Here is a 15,640-nt window from a genome sequence, read left to right as displayed (position 1 = left end):
AAGCGGTGTTGCCTTTGGCTTGGAGGCACCGCTTCCTTCATTTTTTGAGGCTGCCGTGCACAATGGAAATCCCTTGTCGCACGATTTCCGACCGGGAAACGTCCAGCGTTTTTGCCGCTTCATCCAACTTCCTGACCGATTCGTCGTCTAATCGCACCCGGAACATCACGGCTTTGGGATTGTTTGTCGGTCGCCCCATCTTCTTTTGTCCGCTAATGCTTGCACCTCCATTCTGTAGCGACATTTATATTGTAGCTAATGTAGCGACATATGTCAATCGTTTTAAAATAACGTGGAAAACTTTCACAATATCCTATCGGGCTTGGTGTTGGTATGCGGGGCACCCCCCCGCGTCCCTATGCTGCCAATGTGGCACCCGCACCCCTTCTTTTCCTTTTCCAGAAAAAGAAAAGAAGGGGGAGAAAAGAAAAAGCCTTAACCCACAGACGCGCAAGAAAAGAACACGTCGCATAAAAGCGTTCTTATCCACCTAAGTGAGCGCTCGCGCCTAAAGGCGCTATAGTGCGCAACAGCGCCTATCTGCTAGAAGCGTGTCCTTTTCCCGCGCTACGAGCGCGCTGACGCGCGTAGTATGCCTGGGTGCGCACCCTAGTTGTACAATTCAGCATGGTCTCCCCGCCTTACGACGTGGAGCCCTATCCATCGAAAAGGGTGGTTCGCAACCCCCATGGCTATCTTGCGTGGCGGCTTTGTAGGGGCGAGCATCGCTCGCCCGCAAGACAGCGCTCCATCTCGCCCACACCCAACAGCCTGTGGCGTCCTTCCTACGGATCCCGTATGGGCTCGGCGGCCTAAGCCGGCGAGACCGGCAGAGACAGAGCGTCCACCCTTGTCTTTTGATACTCCTCATGCAGTGCAGCCCCTGGAGAGTTGGTCGCCCGACTTTTCGGTGCGTGTGGTTACGCAGGCGCGAGGCGGGGCTGGTAGCAAGCAGAACGGGCTGCCGCATGGTTATTAGCGGGCGTACCGGCGGCGACACGAGCGCTAAAAGTTTCTATTTTTCTTATAAGGGATCAAAGCCCGCAGCGACACAGGGGTTTTAATAAGGTTTTATTTCCTCTATGGGGGGACGAAGAACGGGGCGCAGCCACGTTCTTCCAGTGGGGGGTATCCCCCCACGCCCGCCGGATGGTTCCCCTAAGGCTTTTTCTTTCTCCCCCATCTTTCTTTTTCACGCACGAAAAAGAAAGATGGGGTGCGGGGTGCCTCACAGGCACAACCAGCTCGCGGGGCAGTCCCCCGCATACCAACCCCAAGCCCGATAGAGTAACATCTATAAATCCCACACCCATTTCAACCCCAATGGTAAAAAATCCTCCCGTTTTCCGTAAGAATTTGCAAGACCGCCGCCTCCAAATGCGGTAGAATAACCTCACGCCGTAAACGGAAATCCAAGATTTCCGACGGCTGAGAGAACATGGAACCGCTCCGAAACGGTCAAAGCCGTTTCGGACCAAGGAGGGCAGCGCTCCGCGCCGCCTTGCGGTATAGTGGTTCCAACGCTGAAAAAGAGTGCAAAGGAGTGCGGTTTCTATGCAAGCGAGAGCCTGGTTGAACGCCCTGCGGGACGCCCCCCGCAAAAAGCCCCTGCCGGTTCTGTCTTTTCCCTGTGTCAGCCTGCTGAACATCACCGTCAAAGACCTGATCGCCGACAGCGGCCTCCAGGCGGAAGGCATGCGCCGCGTCGCCGAACGGGCGGACGCCGCCGCCGCGGTCAGCTTTATGGATCTCTCGGTGGAAGCCGAGGCCTTCGGCTGCCCCATACGGATTTCCGACGACGAGGTGCCCACCGTTACCGGCGCCGTCATCACCTCGGAGGAGGAGGCCCGCGCCCTTCCGGTTCCAGAGGTGGGCGCGGGGCGCACCGGCCGCTGTATCGAGGCCATCGAAAAGGCCGCGGCGCTCATTACCGACCGGCCCGTGTTCGCCGGGGTCATCGGCCCCTTCTCCCTGGCCGGCCGCCTGATGGACGTCACCGAGGCCCTGGTCAACTGTTATACGGAGCCCGATATGGTGCACCTCGCCATGCGCAAGGCCACCGATTTCCTCACCGCCTATATCCGCGCCTATAAGGAGCGCACCGGCGCCGCCGGCGTGGTCATGGCCGAACCCTTGACCGGTCTGCTCTCCCCCGATATGGCCGCCCAGTTCTCCGAGCCCTATGTCCGGGAAATCATCGAGGCCGTCCAGGACGACGATTTCCTGGTGATTTACCATAATTGCGGCAACAATACCATCCAGATGATCGATTCCATTCTGCGCACCGGTGCCGCCGCCTACCATTTCGGCAACGCCATCGACATGGCGGCCATGCTGCCCCATATTCCGGCGGACACGGTGGCCATGGGCAACCTGGATCCCGCCGGGCAGTTCCGTAACGGCACCCCCGCCTCCGTGCGGGAGGAAACCCTCCGCCTGATGGCCGCCTGCTGCCCCGGTTATCCCAATTTCGTGGTCTCCTCCGGCTGCGACATCCCCCCCGCCTCCCCCTGGGAGAACATCGACGCCTTCTTCGCCGCCGCGAACGAGTATTACGACAGCCTCTGAACAGCCCGCTTGCAGCGTCGAACGCTGTAAGCGACGCCCTAAAAAACCACTTGCGGACCACGCTTTATGGCCCGCAAGTGGTTTTTCTCAGTCTATTTGTATAGCCAAGCATTGTGCAACAAGTCCGGATTTCCTCCTCTTCACCGTCCGGGTGATCGCGCTTACGCCTCCTCCAGCTGCTTGCGGCAGCTTTGCAGCGCCTGTTTCTGCGCCTCGCTGACGGTCGGATACTGGGGATCCAGCCCCTCCAGCGTCCGCACCACGATTTCCGAAATCAGCAGCCGGGCGAACCACTTTTTATCCGCCGGGATGACGTACCAGGGCGCGGCCTTGGAGGCCGTGGCGTTGATGCAGTCCTCGTACGCCGCCATATACTCGTCCCAGTGGGCCCGCTCCGCGATATCGGCGGCGGAGAACTTCCAGTTCTTCGCCTCGTTGTCGATCCGGGCGAGAAACCGCTTTTTCTGCTCGTCCTTGGAGATGTCCAGGAAAAACTTGACCACCGTCACTCCGTTTTCCGACAGATACCGCTCGTAATCCCGCAGCTGGCGGTACCGCTTCTCCCAGATGTCCTCGGTCAGGCAGCGGGAGGGCAGCTTCTGCTGAAACGGCAGGTTGTGCACCTTGCCCACCAGCACCTCCTCGTAGTAGGAGCGGTTGAATATCCCGATGTTTCCCCGCTCGGGCAGGCAGCGGTGGATCCGCCAGAGGTAGTCGTGATCCAGCTCCTCCGCCGACGGCTGCTTGAAGCTGTAGACCTGCACCCCCTGCGGGTTGAGACCGCTCATCACATGCTTGACCGCCCCGTCCTTCCCCGCCGAATCCATGGCCTGGAACACCAGCAGCAAGGCCTCCCTGTCCTGGGCGTAAAATTTATCCTGCAGCACGGCCATCCGCTCCACGTTGCGGCGCAGCTGCTTGCGCGCGTCCTCCTTGTCGGAAAATCCGTCGGTGTCCGCCGTGTCGAATTTGCCGATGGAAAAGCTGTCCCGTTTGGTAAAACAGTACTTCTTGATGTCCATGTCCGTCCTCCCCTGTCTTATTCCTGGATATAGTCCTGCACGGCGTTCAGCAGCCGCACCCCCAGCGTCACCGTCATGGAAAGCCCGTCGGGCACGTATTCCTCCCGCTCCACCGCGCCCTCCCGGCGGCACCGCTCGGCCAGCGCCCCCTGGGAGAAGGGAAGCAGCAGCGTCACCCGCCGCCGGTCGGGTGGCAGGGCGGCCGCCACCGCTTCGAGCAGCGCGGGCAGCCCCTCCCCGGTTTTGGCGCTGATGCGCAGCGCCCTTCCCACGTCGGGCAGAGCCGCCGCCGCGTCGCACTTGTTGAGTACCGGCAGGATCGGCCGGTCGGCGCACCCCAGCTCGGCCAGCAGCTCGCGGGTGACCGCCAAATGCTCCTCCGCCTCCGGGCTGGACGCGTCGCAGATGTTGAGGATGAGATCCGCCTCCACCGCCTCCTCCAGGGTGGAGCGGAAGGCCTTGACCAGATGATGGGGCAGCCGGCGCACAAAGCCCACCGTGTCCACCAGCAGCACCTCCCGCCCGTCGGGGAGTTTCAGCGCCCGGGAGGTGGGATCCAGGGTGGCGAACAGCTTGTCCTCCGCGAGCACCCCCGCATCGGTCAGGGTGTTGAGCAGGGTGGACTTGCCCGCGTTGGTGTAGCCCACGATGGCCACCGTGCACACTCCGTCCTTCCTCCGGCGGGCCCGGCGATGCTCCCGCCGGTTCTCCACCGCCTCCAGCTGCTCCTTCAGCGCGTGAATCCGGCGGCGGATATGCCGCCGATCGCTTTCCAGCTTGGTTTCGCCGGGGCCCCTGGTGCCGATGCCGCCGCCCAGCCGGGACAGGGCGGTTCCCTGCCCCGCCAGCCGGGGCAGCAGGTATTCCAGCTGGGCCAGCTCCACCTGCAGCCTCCCCTCTGCCGAACGGGCCCGGGCGGCAAAAATGTCCAGAATCAGGGTGGTGCGATCCACCACCCGGCAGGGCAGCGCGTCGGTGAGATTCCGGTGCTGGGTGGCGGACAGCTCCAGGTCGAAAATCACCAGGTCCACCCCGGTGTTTTCGCACACCTCGCGCAGCTCCTCCAGCCGCCCGCTGCCGATGCAGGTGGCCTTGTCGGGTGCTTCCCGCTTCTGGATAAGCCGCCCGGTCACCCGGGCCCCCGCCGTGCGGGCCAGCTCCTCCAGCTCGTCCAGGGATATCTCCACGTCGAATTCCCCGGTGTCCAGGGACACCAGGATCGCCTCCTCCGGCGTTTCGTCGGCCAACGGCCGTTTGCTCTCTTCCAAATGGATGCTCCTGTTCTCCGAAGCCGCCGGCCGGTTCGATTCCGTGCGAAAAAACGCGCTGGAGGGCGAACCCCCGCGCCGGGCCGTTCGGTTTTGCTTGATTGTGTGCGGAAAAATGCGGAAAAATCCGCCTGTTCCGGGCCATATGACTGTTTTAGTATACCCCTTTCGTTGTGCATTGTCCATAGTATGAATTCCGAAATTTCGGGAAAATTCGGCAGCAAAAAAGCCCGCCCAACCTAGCCAATTCCCCGGCCCCTGTGGTACAATTAAATCTGTGTTAATAGATCCGGACACGGACACAAAATTGAAGGGGAAGTTGACAGTGGCTCACAACATTACCAGTGAAACGATTTTTGCAGAGCAGGACAAAGTGGCGCCCTTAAGCATCATCGCCTTGGAGAGCGCCAGGGAACTGGGCGAAAAAATCAACGCACACCTGACCGAATGGGCGCACAAAAGCGGCCGCACCGACGACACCTTTATGGTGGAGGCGGAATGCCCCCGGTTCTCCTCCGGAGACGGCAAGGGGATTATCAAATCCAGCATCCGCGGCGACGACTTGTTCATTCTGGTCGATGTTGGGAACTACAGCTGCACCTACAAAATGTTCGGCAAAGAGAACGCCATGTCGCCGGACGACCATTTCATGGATCTCAAGCGGATTATCCAGGCCACCAGCGGCAAGGCCCACCGCATCAACGTCATCATGCCCATCCTTTACGGCGGCCGCCAGCACCGGCGCAACTACCGGGAGTCCCTGGACTGCGCCGTGGCGCTGCAGGAACTGCGGAATATGGGCGTGTCCAACATCGTCACCTTTGACGCCCACGATCCCCGCGTCCACAACGCCATTCCCCTCATGGGCTTCGACAACGTCATGCCCTCCTACCAGGTGCTCAAGGCCCTGTTCCGGGCCGTCCCCGACCTGCAGCCCGACCGGGATCACCTGATGATCGTCTCCCCCGACGAGGGCGCCATGAACCGCAACATGTACTACGCCTCCTGCCTGGGGGTGGACCTGGGCATGTTCTATAAACGCCGGGACTACTCCACCGTGGTCAACGGCCGCAACCCCATCGTCGCCCACGAATACCTGGGCAACTCGGTGGAGGGCAAGGACATTTTCATCGCCGACGATATCATCGCCTCCGGCGAATCCATGCTGGACATCGCCTATGAGCTGAAAAAGCGCAAGGCGGGCCGCATCTTCACCTACGCCACCTACGCCACCTTCACCGCCGGGCTGGAGAGCTTCGACAAGGCGGTGGCCGACGGGGTGGTCAACGGGGTATTCGGCACCAACCTGACCTACCGGTCCCCCGAGCTACTGGGCCGCTCCTGGTTCCATGAGGTGGATGTGTCCAAATACATCGCCTACTTCATCGCCGCCCTCAACCACGAGGTGTCGGTCAGCGTCATCATCGATCCCCATGAAAAAATCAAGCAGCTGCTGGCCAAACGCAGCCGGTAAGCCTGCGAACGGAGGCTCCTCATGACTGAAACAATGGAAGCTGTCGCCCGCCTGAAGCGGGAACACCACGCCGTTATCGCGGCGCATACATACCAGTCCCCGGAAGTGCAGGCCTGCGCCGACATTCTGGGGGACAGCTTCGCCCTGGCCCAGAAGGCCGCCGCCACCGACGCGGACACGGTGTTTCTCTGCGGCGTCCGCTTCATGGCGGAGGGCATCAAGATTCTCAGCCCCGGCAAACGGGTCGTCCTGGTGGAGCCCACAGCCGACTGCCCCATGGCCCGGCAAATCGAGCCCGAGCGGGTGGCCGCATTCCGGCAGGAGCATCCGGACTATGCGGTGGTGGCCTACATCAACACCACCGCCGAACTCAAGGCGGTCAGCGACGTCTGCGTGACCTCCTCCTCCGCCCTGAAAATCGTGCGGGCCCTGCCGCAGCAAAATATCCTATTCATCCCCGATAAAAACCTGGGGGATTATGTGCGCCGGCAGGTGCCGGAAAAGCACATCGTTACCTGGGACGGCTACTGCCCGGTTCACGACGCCCTGACGGCGGAGGATGTACGCCGGGCCAAGGCCTCCCATCCCGGCGCCAAGGTGGCCATGCATCCCGAATGCACGCCCGACACCTTGAGTCTGGCAGACACCATCGGCTCCACGGCCGCCATCATTGACTATATCCGCGCCACCGACCAGCCGGTACTGGTGGCCACCGAGCGGGGCGTGGTGGATCGGCTGAGCCTCGACTATCCGGGCCGCCTCGTCCAGATCGCCGAAGACAAGCTGGTCTGCCCGGACATGAAGCGCACCACCGTCGACACCCTGCTGGCTGCCATGGAAGGCCGCGGCGGGGAGGTCATCGAGATGGACGCCGCCCTGATGGACGCCGCCCGGGCCAGCCTGACCAACATGATCACGCTGGGCGCCTGACGCTTTGCATCCCGCGCGTGCGGTATATCGACAAAAGGCTGTTTCCCACGGGGAGGCAGCTTTTTTGCAGAATAAAAAGGCTGGCGGGCCCGCGGGGCGCCCGCGATGGAAAGGAACGACGACTCCATGAACGATTACGACGTATTGATTGCCGGAAGCGGCGTGGCGGGCCTGTACGCCGCGCTCAATTTCGCGCCGGATGTACGGGTGCTGGTGCTGTCCAAGCGGGAGCTGACCCTGTGCAATAGCTTCCTGGCCCAGGGCGGCGTGGCCGCGGTGGTGGACAAGGAGAACGACGACTACCGCCTGCATATCGCGGACACCCTGATTGCGGGCGGCTATAAAAACGACCTGCGCAGCCTGGAAATCCTGGTCAACGAGGGCCCCGAGGACGTGCTGCGGCTCATCAAGGAGATGGGGGTGGACTTCGACCGGGATTCCCAGCATCACATCGCCATGACGCTGGAGGGCGGGCATTCCCGCCGCCGCATCCTTCATCACAAGGATTCCACCGGCCGGGAAATCACCGAGAAGCTGCTGGCCATGGCCCAGAGCAAGCCCAACATCTCGTTTCTGGAATACGCCCAGCTGGCCACCCTGACCCCGGCGGACGGCGGCTTCTGGGCGGGGCTGCTGGTAGGGGACGAATACCGCAGCCTGACCTGCTCCTACTGCGTGCTGTGCACCGGCGGCATCGGCCGGGTGTACCCCTACACCACCAATTCCGCCATCGCCACCGGCGACGGCATCACCCTGGCCTATGAGCTGGGCGCGCGGATCAAAAATCTGCGGTACGTCCAGTTCCATCCCACCGCCTTCGCGGCAGCCCAGGGGCGGGAGCGGTTCCTGATTTCCGAAGCGGTGCGGGGCGAGGGCGCCTTATTGCTCAACTGCGATAAAGAGCGGTTCATGAGCCGCTACGACAAACGGGGCGAACTGGCCCCCCGGGACGTGGTGTCCCGCAGCATCATGAAGGAGGCCGCCCGCACGGGCAGCGAGGACTTCTATCTGGATATCCGGTTCCGTGGGGAGGCGTTCATCAAGAACCACTTCCCCATGATTTATCAGCGGTGCCTGGAGGAGGGGGTGGACATCACCAAGGAATGCATCCCCGTGTTCCCCTGCCAGCATTACCTGATGGGCGGCATCGATGTCAATGTCTACGGCGACACCACGGTGGACAGGCTGTACGCCGCCGGGGAATGCTCCCACACCGGTGTCCACGGCCTCAACCGGCTGGCCAGCAACTCCCTGCTGGAGGCGCTGGTCTTCGCCCGGCGCACCACCTACGACATCAGCCGCCGGATGCGCCATGAGAGCAGCGGTGTCACCGCCCCCGCCCCGGAAAAGCCGGCGGGCGGGCGGACGCTGGAGCCGGGACACCGTACCCGCATCCGCGCCATCATGCAGAAGGCCTGGTTCGTTATTCCCGACTACGACGCCGTGGAATCAGGGCTGAAGGAGGCCCGGGCCATCCTGGAGGATCTGAAAACCGGCGGCTATGCGCTATCCGCCGACTACATCGAGGCCAAGAGCCTGGCCACCGTCTGCGTCATCATATTAAGCGAGGTCATGCGGGAAAGAGAAACCCCCGCCACCCCGTAATTTCATCAAACGTATCAAGGAGGTTTTGTCATGCTGCTGCCCCAATTCTATGTGGACGACATCATTAAAACCGCGCTGCAGGAGGACATCAATTATCTGGACACCACCACCGATTTGATGATCCCGGCCACCGCCCGCTCCACCGCCCGCTTCATGGCCAAGGCGGAGGGTGTGGTCTGCGGACTGGAGGTTGCCCTGCGGGTCTTCGAGCTGCTGGATCCCACCTTCTCGTATGAAATCCGGCTGCCGGAGGGAAGTCGGGTGGCGTACGGCGACATCATTGCCGAGCTGGAGGGCTCCACCCGCTGCCTGCTCAAGGGGGAGCGAACGGCCCTCAACCTCCTGCAGCACATGTCGGGAGTGGCGAGCGCCACCGACCGGTATGTCCGGCTGGTGGAGGGAACCCGCGCGGCCATCACCGACACCCGCAAGACCCTGCCCGGCCTGCGCGCCCTGCAGAAATACGCGGTGACGGTGGGCGGCGGGAAAAACCACCGCTTCAACCTGTCCGACGGCGCCATGCTCAAGGACAATCACATCGACGCGGCCGGCGGCATCCCCCAGGCGGTGGCGGCCATCCGGGAAAAGCTGGGCCATATGGTCAAGCTGGAGGTGGAGACCCGCAACCTGGACGAGGTGCGGCAGGCGCTGGAGGCCGGGGCGGACGTCATCATGCTGGACAACATGGACTGCCCCACTATGAAGGCGGCGGTGGATCTCGTCGCCGGGCGGGCCCTGCTGGAGGCCAGCGGCGGCATCACCGACGAGACGCTGCGCGCCGTGGCGGAAACCGGCGTGGACATTGTGTCCATCGGCGCACTGACCCATTCAGTGAAGGCCCTGGACATTTCCATGAAGATTCGATAAGCCGACAAAACGGCCCCATGCCAAAGACTTGGCATGGGGCCGTTTTGTCATGTGTGGTTTACGTCTGGTTAAACCGGGCCAGGAACGCGCGGGTGCGCTCGCTTTGGGGATTCTCGATGACCTGGCGGGGATCCCCCTCCTCCACGATAACGCCGCCGTCCATGAAAATCACCCGGTCGGACACGTCGCGGGCAAAGGCCATCTCGTGGGTCACCACCACCATGGTCATCTTCTCCTCAGCCAGCGACCGGATGACCTTGAGGATTTCTCCGGTCAGCTCGGGATCCAGGGCGGAGGTGGGCTCGTCAAAAAACAGGATGTCCGGATGCATGGCCAGCGCCCGGGCGATGGCCACCCGCTGCTGCTGCCCGCCGGACAACTCGCAGGGATACGCGTCCGCCTTGTCGGAAAGCCCCACCTTCTCGAGCAGGGCCGTCGCCTCCCGGCGGGCCTCGTCCTTGCTTCGCCCAGCCACCCGGACGGGGGCTTCGGTCAGGTTCTGCATCACCGACATATGGGGAAACAGATTGAAGTTCTGAAACACCAGCCCAAACCGGCGGCGGATCTGCTGCAGCACCGGCCCGGGGCTGTACACGCAGCGGTTTGCCCGCTCGCCGGCGGCCATGGACACCATGGTCAAATCCTCATACGCGATACAGCCGGTATCCACCCGCTCCAGCAGGGTCAGGCAGCGCAGGAGGGTGGATTTGCCGGAGCCGGACGGGCCGATGATGGACAGCACTTCCCCCTGGCGCACCTCAAAGGTGATCCCCTGGAGCACCTCGTTTTTCCCAAACGCCTTGCAGACGTCCTTCACGCTCAGCAAACTCATGGACAGGCCCCTCCTTTCCTCACGTATAGTAATTGAATTTCTTTTCCGCCAGATTGAAACCGAGGTTGACCACCGCATTCATCACCAGATAGAAAATACCGGCGACAAATATGGGCAGGATCGAAAAGGTGCGGCTGGAGGTACTCTGCGCAAACTGGAACAGCTCCGCCACGCCGATGGTCTGGGCCAGGGCGGTATCCTTGACCAGGGTCATAAATTCGTTGCTCATGGGCGGCAGCACCTTCTTGACCACCTGGGGCAGCACGATGCGGAAGAAGGTATGGGTGCGGGACAGGCCCAGCACGTTGGCTGCCTCCCGCTGCCCCAAGGGGACGCTTTCGATGCCGCCTCGGTAGATTTCCGCGAAATACGCCGCGTAATTGAGGGTAAACGCCACGATAGCGGCCTGAAACCGGGTCAGATGAATCCCGATGAGATCCGGCGCGAAGTAGAAGAAAATCAGCTGCAGGATTAGGGGTGTTCCCCGCATCACCAGCAGGTACGCCTGGATAATCCAGCTGATGATTTTGATTTTGGACATCCGCCCCACAGCCACCAGCATCCCCAGCGGCAGGGCAAAGGCCAGCGTCAGAACAAACACCAGCAGGGTCATTTTGGATGCGTCCAGCATATGGAGAAGCATCTCGGCAATTTGATTCCAACTCATGAGGTTCCCCCATTCCGCCGCGCGCGGGCGGCACCAATACTGCTCAAAACATAAGGGCAGGCGGCTGCCTGCCCTTATGGAAACGCCTAACCGTTATTCCGCTTTGCTCGCGGTGTCCTTAACGAGCTGATCCCGGTGGCTGGTGTAGTATTTGGCCACCACTTCATCCATGATGACAGCGTCGCCGCCGTTGGCTCCCTTACCCAGATCGTTGAGCGCCAGCACGTTGTTGGCCACCTGGATGGGGCCCTCGCCCTTCAGGCTGGCTTTCAGCTCGGGCTTGGCCTCCAGCGCATCCAGGGCGGAGGAGCCTTTCTGCAGCACCACGGTTTTGTCCTTCAGATCGGCCAGCGTCTTGATGGGTGAATCCTTGAGGACCACCACGACCTGCTTGTTGACCATATAGGGGAAGGACAGCGTCATGGCTTCCTCCCGCTCGGGCAGGGAGGTGAAACCGTTCCAGATGCAGTCGATTTTGCCGCTGCTGAGCTCGCTGTCCTTGGCGTCCCAGCTGATGGGCTGCGTTACCAGCGTGACGCCCATCTTTTCGCAGACCTTTTTGGCCACGTCGATGTCAAAGCCCACCACGTCCATACCGTTCTCCGAGCGGAAGCCCATGGGCGGGAAGCTGTCGTCCAGGCCGAGGGTAAACACGCCCTTGTCCTTCACCTTCTGCAGGGAATCGTCGGTGGCGCCGGACGGGGTGAAGGTGGTGGGAACAATCGATTTGTCCTCGCCAAACCACTCCTTGCTGATAGCGGACAAAGTGCCGTCCTTCTGGAGCTCTACCAGAATCCGCTGCACCTCGTCGCGCAGCGTCTCGTTGCCCTTTTTGAATCCGATGACGTAGTGTTCATCCTTCAGGGTTTCGTCTAGGATCCGGTACTCCTTCTTGGAACCGGCGGCGCCGCAGCCGGCCAGCAGCGAAGCGCCCAACAGGGCCGCCAGAGCGGCGGCAGCCAACTTCTTAATCTTCACTTTGCTCTCCTCCTCCTATTTCCGGCGGGATATCCGCCGGGAAAGCCGCCTGACAGCGGCTTTTTTAGACAATTTAACCTTTTTTATGATACACTATCCTGCTAACAAAGTAAAGTGGTAAAAATTCATAAAGTTCCCGGAGGGCCGAAAGGATTCCCCGGTTTTTCCGTCGGATACCGGGGCGGAGAGGAGGCACCGTCCGCCTGCGCGGAAACCATTTCCAAGAATTCGATAGATAATCAAAGAAAATGTTAGAATATAGAAGAAAACGAGAGATAAATCGTTCTATTCTCTATTCAATGTCCGCGGAAGATAAAAAACCAATTTGAGGTTCACGTGACCATGTGATATAATGCAATAGAACTTGAAAAGAGGTCGACATACTGTAAGAGAAAGAAGGTGTGACCATGGCACAAGTGCTACCCGGCACCACGCTGCCGCTTCCCGAGGAGGCGGCCGACAACGCCTTTTCGGTTCTGACTCCGATTTTTGCGGTATCCGGCGGCGGGCTGCTGCTGTCCCAGCTGACCGAGATGACCGGGCTGAGCCCCACGACCATTCAGAACTGGGTCAAACGCGGCTGGGTGTCCAAGCCGGTCAACAAAAAGTACGGCGAGCTGCAGGTGGCCCGGATTCTTCTGATCAACCTTCTGCGCCCCGCCATGCAGCTCGACAAAATAGCGGCATTGCTGTCCTATGTCAACGGCAGCGTGGAGGATCGATCCGATGACATTATCCCCGAACCCGCCCTATATAATATGGTATGCGCGGGCCTGTTTGCCATGGAGCGGGAGAGAACCATCCATCACGAGTTTGTCATAACCCTCATCGGTGCGCAACTTGAGGGTTATGAGGGACCCGTGCTAGGCGCCAAGGAGCGCCTGTCCGACGCGCTTGCCGTCATGCTGCTCAACATAGCGGCCGCTACCCTGATGCAGCAGGCTGACGCGATTTACGAACAGATGTGCCCCATGCGCTGATCGACCGACGGATCCCTCCATTGTCGACAATGCGCCGGCGGTTCCGTTTTCCGGCGAGAACGGAACCGGCCACCCCACGCAAACCAAGCAGTCGCCGGAGAAAAGGAGCCTAACATGTTAGACTGGTGGAACGCCCTGCAGCCCCTGCAGCAAATTCTCTATGTCGTCGCCATTCCCGCCACGCTCATCTTGCTGCTGCAGACCATTCTGACCCTCATCGGCTTTACCCAGGACGGGGGCGGTGATGTCGATCACGACGGCAGCTTCGACCATGACGGCGGCTTGGATCATGACGGCTCCCTGGATCACGGGGATTTGGATCACGGCGGCTGCGAACAGGATCACGATTTCGGCCATGACGCAAACAGCCAAGGCGCCGAGCATTCCGGCGACTGGCATCTGATTACCGTGCGGGGAGTCGTCGCCTTCCTGACCCTTTTCGGCTGGGTAGGCATCGCCCTGCTGGATATGCATGTGCCCGCCGTTCTATCCATCTTCCTCGCCCTGGTGGCCGGATTCATCGCCATGTTCGTGGTGGCCATCCTGCTCAAGGTCGCCAACGACCTGCAGCAGAGCGGCAACCTGGACACGATGAACGCCATCGGGCTGACAGGCGAGGTCTATGTCCCGATTCTGGAAAACGCCAAAGGCAAGGTGACCCTGATTGTGCAGGAACGCTTTACCGAGATGGATGCCATCTGCCCAGCCGGGCCGCTGAAAACCGGCCAGCGGGTACAGGTGACCGGCGTCGTGGAAAACGACGTGCTGGTGGTGGCCCCCATCGACTGATTCCCATCGTCTCACAGGGGGGCTGTCCCCCATTGATAAAAAAGGAGTGTAGAGTATGAAACCAATCCTCGCGGCATCCATCCCTCCGAGCGTGATCGTGGTGGCCATCGTGGCCGTGCTCATCTTGTTCAGCGTCATTCTGTTCATCCTGTCGCGGTACCGCCGCTGCCCCTCCGACAAGGTCATGGTCATCTACGGTAAGGTCGGCACCAACAAGGACGGCACCGCCCGCAGCGCCAAATGCATCCACGGCGGCGCCGCGTTCATCAAGCCCATCGTCCAGGCGTACGAGTACATGGATCTGACCCCCATGTCCATCAGCGTGGATCTGAAAAATGCCCTGTCCCGCCAGAACATCCGCATCGACGTGCCCGCCCGGTTTACCGTCGGCATTTCCACCGAACCGGGCACCATGCAGAACGCGGCCGAGCGGCTGCTGGGTCTGAAGCTGGTGGAGGTACAAGAGCTGGCTAAGGACATCATTTTCGGCCAGATGCGTCTGATTATCGCCACCATGCAGATTGAGGAAATCAACACCGACCGCGACAAATTCCTGGAAGCCGTGTCCTCCTGCGTGGAGAGCGAGCTGCGGAAAATCGGCCTGCGGCTCATTAACGTGAACGTCACCGACATCAGCGACGAGTCCGGCTACATCGAGGCCCTTGGTAAGGAAGCGGCCGCCAAGGCCATCAACGAAGCCCGTATCCAGGTGGCCGAGCGGAACCGCGAAGGCTCCATCGGCGAGGCCAATGCCGTGCGCGACCAGCGTATCTCCGTGGCCGCGGCCAACGCCACCGCCGTGGACGGCGAAAACAAATCCAAGGCCGACGTGGCCAAGTCCGATGCCACCCGCCGCGAAATGGAAGCCGAGTCCCTGCGCCGCGCGGTGACCGCCGAGAAGCTGGCCGAGGCCAAGGCGAAGGAAGAGGCCTACGCGGCCGAGGAACAGGCGGAAAAGGCCCGTGCCGCCCGCGAATTGGCCACCCAGCAGGCCGACATCATCGTCAACGCGCAGATCGAGAAGGAAAAGCTGGTCCTGGAAGCCGAGGCCGAGGCCGAGCAGTCCCGCCGGCTGGCCAAGGGTGAGGCCGACGCAATTTACGCCAAGATGGAAGCGCAGGCCCGCGGTATTCAGGAAATCCTGTCCAAGCAGGCGGCCGGTTTCTCCGATATCGTCAAGGCGGCGGGCAGTTCTCAGGAAGCCGTGCAGCTGCTGCTGGCGGATAAGATTGAGGAACTGACCAAGATCCAGGTGGAGGCCGTCAAGAACCTGAACATCGACAAGATCACCGTCTGGGACAGCATGAACGGCGAGGGCGGAAGCCCCACCACCGCGAATTTTCTGTCCGGCATGATGAAATCCATCCCGCCCATCAGCGAGACCTTCAAGATGGCCGGCCTGCAGATTCCCACCTTCCTGGGCAAGGAGCTGGAGGAGAAGGAGACGGTTCCCGCAGAGGACGCGGCGGATAAGCCGGAAACTTGAACCGTCCGTTAAGCAGAGGGAGGGGCGGCGCGCCCCCGCTTGGAGAACAAGTTCGGCATACGCCGAATATGTTCTCCAAGCGGGACAAAACCGAAAATTTCGGTTTTGTCGCCTGCGGGCGGGTTGATTGTTGCGCGGAGAGGGGAACCCTGACGGTTCCCCCTCCACACCTCC

The 15,640-nt window shown here is 61.2% G+C and carries 14 protein-coding genes; 8 read left to right on the top strand and 6 right to left on the bottom strand.

Translation table 11 applies throughout. The features are described 5' to 3' along the window. Nucleotides 1-37 precede the first annotated feature (37 nt). A complete protein-coding gene (locus ACSAMM_RS01230) occupies nucleotides 38-166 on the bottom strand; it encodes a ribbon-helix-helix protein, CopG family (protein ID WP_457792132.1) in 129 nt (42 codons plus the stop codon). Between the two features lie 1,388 nt (nucleotides 167-1,554). Here ACSAMM_RS01230 and ACSAMM_RS01225 point away from each other — a divergent pair. Beyond that, nucleotides 1,555-2,568: a uroporphyrinogen decarboxylase family protein gene (locus tag ACSAMM_RS01225; protein WP_457789203.1), complete on the top strand. Its 1,014-nt coding sequence runs from the start codon at nucleotides 1,555-1,557 to the stop codon at nucleotides 2,566-2,568. Nucleotides 2,569-2,729: 161 nt separating this feature from the next. On the opposite strand, the gene ACSAMM_RS01220 is transcribed toward ACSAMM_RS01225, so the two are convergent. Continuing rightward, on the bottom strand, nucleotides 2,730-3,590 hold the full coding sequence (locus tag ACSAMM_RS01220) for a polyphosphate kinase 2 family protein (RefSeq protein WP_457789201.1): 861 nt from the start codon (nucleotides 3,588-3,590) through the stop codon (nucleotides 2,730-2,732). 17 nt (nucleotides 3,591-3,607) lie between these two features. Continuing rightward, a complete protein-coding gene (hflX, locus tag ACSAMM_RS01215) occupies nucleotides 3,608-4,858 on the bottom strand; it encodes a GTPase HflX (protein WP_457789199.1) in 1,251 nt (416 codons plus the stop codon). Between the two features lie 325 nt (nucleotides 4,859-5,183). Between hflX and ACSAMM_RS01210 the strand changes: the two genes are divergently transcribed. The 4 genes from ACSAMM_RS01210 to nadC all read left to right on the top strand — a co-directional run bounded on the left by ACSAMM_RS01210 (nucleotide 5,184) and on the right by nadC (nucleotide 9,734). Beyond that, a complete protein-coding gene (locus tag ACSAMM_RS01210) occupies nucleotides 5,184-6,332 on the top strand; it encodes a ribose-phosphate diphosphokinase (RefSeq protein WP_178722708.1) in 1,149 nt (382 codons plus the stop codon). A gap of 21 nt (nucleotides 6,333-6,353) precedes the next feature. Then, on the top strand, nucleotides 6,354-7,262 hold the full coding sequence (gene nadA, locus ACSAMM_RS01205) for a quinolinate synthase NadA (RefSeq protein ID WP_457789197.1): 909 nt from the start codon (nucleotides 6,354-6,356) through the stop codon (nucleotides 7,260-7,262). A gap of 126 nt (nucleotides 7,263-7,388) precedes the next feature. Continuing rightward, nucleotides 7,389-8,867 (top strand): L-aspartate oxidase, encoded by a 1,479-nt coding sequence (locus tag ACSAMM_RS01200; RefSeq protein WP_457789195.1) that lies wholly within the window; start codon nucleotides 7,389-7,391, stop codon nucleotides 8,865-8,867. 30 nt (nucleotides 8,868-8,897) lie between these two features. After that, entirely contained in the window at nucleotides 8,898-9,734 is an 837-nt protein-coding gene (gene nadC / locus ACSAMM_RS01195; RefSeq protein WP_457789193.1) for a carboxylating nicotinate-nucleotide diphosphorylase, read from the top strand. Nucleotides 9,735-9,792: 58 nt separating this feature from the next. Here nadC and ACSAMM_RS01190 read toward each other — a convergent pair whose 3' ends face one another. The 3 genes from ACSAMM_RS01190 to ACSAMM_RS01180 all read right to left on the bottom strand — a co-directional run bounded on the left by ACSAMM_RS01190 (nucleotide 9,793) and on the right by ACSAMM_RS01180 (nucleotide 12,211). Continuing rightward, the gene (locus ACSAMM_RS01190) at nucleotides 9,793-10,566 is read right to left on the bottom strand and encodes an amino acid ABC transporter ATP-binding protein (protein ID WP_457789191.1); all 774 of its coding nucleotides are present in this window, start codon (nucleotides 10,564-10,566) and stop codon (nucleotides 9,793-9,795) included. 19 nt (nucleotides 10,567-10,585) lie between these two features. Then, entirely contained in the window at nucleotides 10,586-11,233 is a 648-nt protein-coding gene (locus ACSAMM_RS01185; protein ID WP_457789190.1) for an amino acid ABC transporter permease, read from the bottom strand. Nucleotides 11,234-11,326: 93 nt separating this feature from the next. Further along, a complete protein-coding gene (locus tag ACSAMM_RS01180; RefSeq protein ID WP_457789189.1) occupies nucleotides 11,327-12,211 on the bottom strand; it encodes a transporter substrate-binding domain-containing protein in 885 nt (294 codons plus the stop codon). Nucleotides 12,212-12,618: 407 nt separating this feature from the next. On the opposite strand from ACSAMM_RS01180, the gene ACSAMM_RS01175 reads away from it, so the two are divergent. The 3 genes from ACSAMM_RS01175 (at nucleotide 12,619) to ACSAMM_RS01165 (ending at nucleotide 15,466) form a co-directional block, all read left to right on the top strand. After that, the gene (locus ACSAMM_RS01175) at nucleotides 12,619-13,191 is read left to right on the top strand and encodes a DUF1836 domain-containing protein (protein WP_178725151.1); all 573 of its coding nucleotides are present in this window, start codon (nucleotides 12,619-12,621) and stop codon (nucleotides 13,189-13,191) included. A 114-nt stretch (nucleotides 13,192-13,305) separates the two neighbouring features. Then, nucleotides 13,306-13,980: a hypothetical protein gene (locus ACSAMM_RS01170; protein WP_178725153.1), complete on the top strand. Its 675-nt coding sequence runs from the start codon at nucleotides 13,306-13,308 to the stop codon at nucleotides 13,978-13,980. Between the two features lie 55 nt (nucleotides 13,981-14,035). Beyond that, the gene (locus ACSAMM_RS01165) at nucleotides 14,036-15,466 is read left to right on the top strand and encodes a flotillin family protein (protein ID WP_457789186.1); all 1,431 of its coding nucleotides are present in this window, start codon (nucleotides 14,036-14,038) and stop codon (nucleotides 15,464-15,466) included. The last annotated feature ends 174 nt before the right edge of the window (nucleotides 15,467-15,640 follow it).

It is taken from the genome of Anaeromassilibacillus sp. SJQ-5 (genome assembly GCF_054108045.1).
The sequence above is the reverse complement of the archived record's forward strand: the minus strand, read 5'-3'. Positions and strand labels throughout refer to the sequence as shown.

Coding starts and splice junctions, on each gene's coding strand:
- ACSAMM_RS01175 (WP_178725151.1), top strand. CDS start 12,619: ATGGCACAAGTGCTACCCGGCACCACGCTGCCGCTTCCCGAGGAGGCG.
- ACSAMM_RS01220 (WP_457789201.1), bottom strand. CDS start 3,590: ATGGACATCAAGAAGTACTGTTTTACCAAACGGGACAGCTTTTCCATC.
- nadC (WP_457789193.1), top strand. CDS start 8,898: ATGCTGCTGCCCCAATTCTATGTGGACGACATCATTAAAACCGCGCTG.
- ACSAMM_RS01200 (WP_457789195.1), top strand. CDS start 7,389: ATGAACGATTACGACGTATTGATTGCCGGAAGCGGCGTGGCGGGCCTG.
- nadA (WP_457789197.1), top strand. CDS start 6,354: ATGACTGAAACAATGGAAGCTGTCGCCCGCCTGAAGCGGGAACACCAC.
- ACSAMM_RS01225 (WP_457789203.1), top strand. CDS start 1,555: ATGCAAGCGAGAGCCTGGTTGAACGCCCTGCGGGACGCCCCCCGCAAA.
- ACSAMM_RS01185 (WP_457789190.1), bottom strand. CDS start 11,233: ATGAGTTGGAATCAAATTGCCGAGATGCTTCTCCATATGCTGGACGCA.
- ACSAMM_RS01170 (WP_178725153.1), top strand. CDS start 13,306: ATGTTAGACTGGTGGAACGCCCTGCAGCCCCTGCAGCAAATTCTCTAT.
- ACSAMM_RS01165 (WP_457789186.1), top strand. CDS start 14,036: ATGAAACCAATCCTCGCGGCATCCATCCCTCCGAGCGTGATCGTGGTG.
- ACSAMM_RS01230 (WP_457792132.1), bottom strand. CDS start 166: ATGTTCCGGGTGCGATTAGACGACGAATCGGTCAGGAAGTTGGATGAA.
- ACSAMM_RS01190 (WP_457789191.1), bottom strand. CDS start 10,566: ATGAGTTTGCTGAGCGTGAAGGACGTCTGCAAGGCGTTTGGGAAAAAC.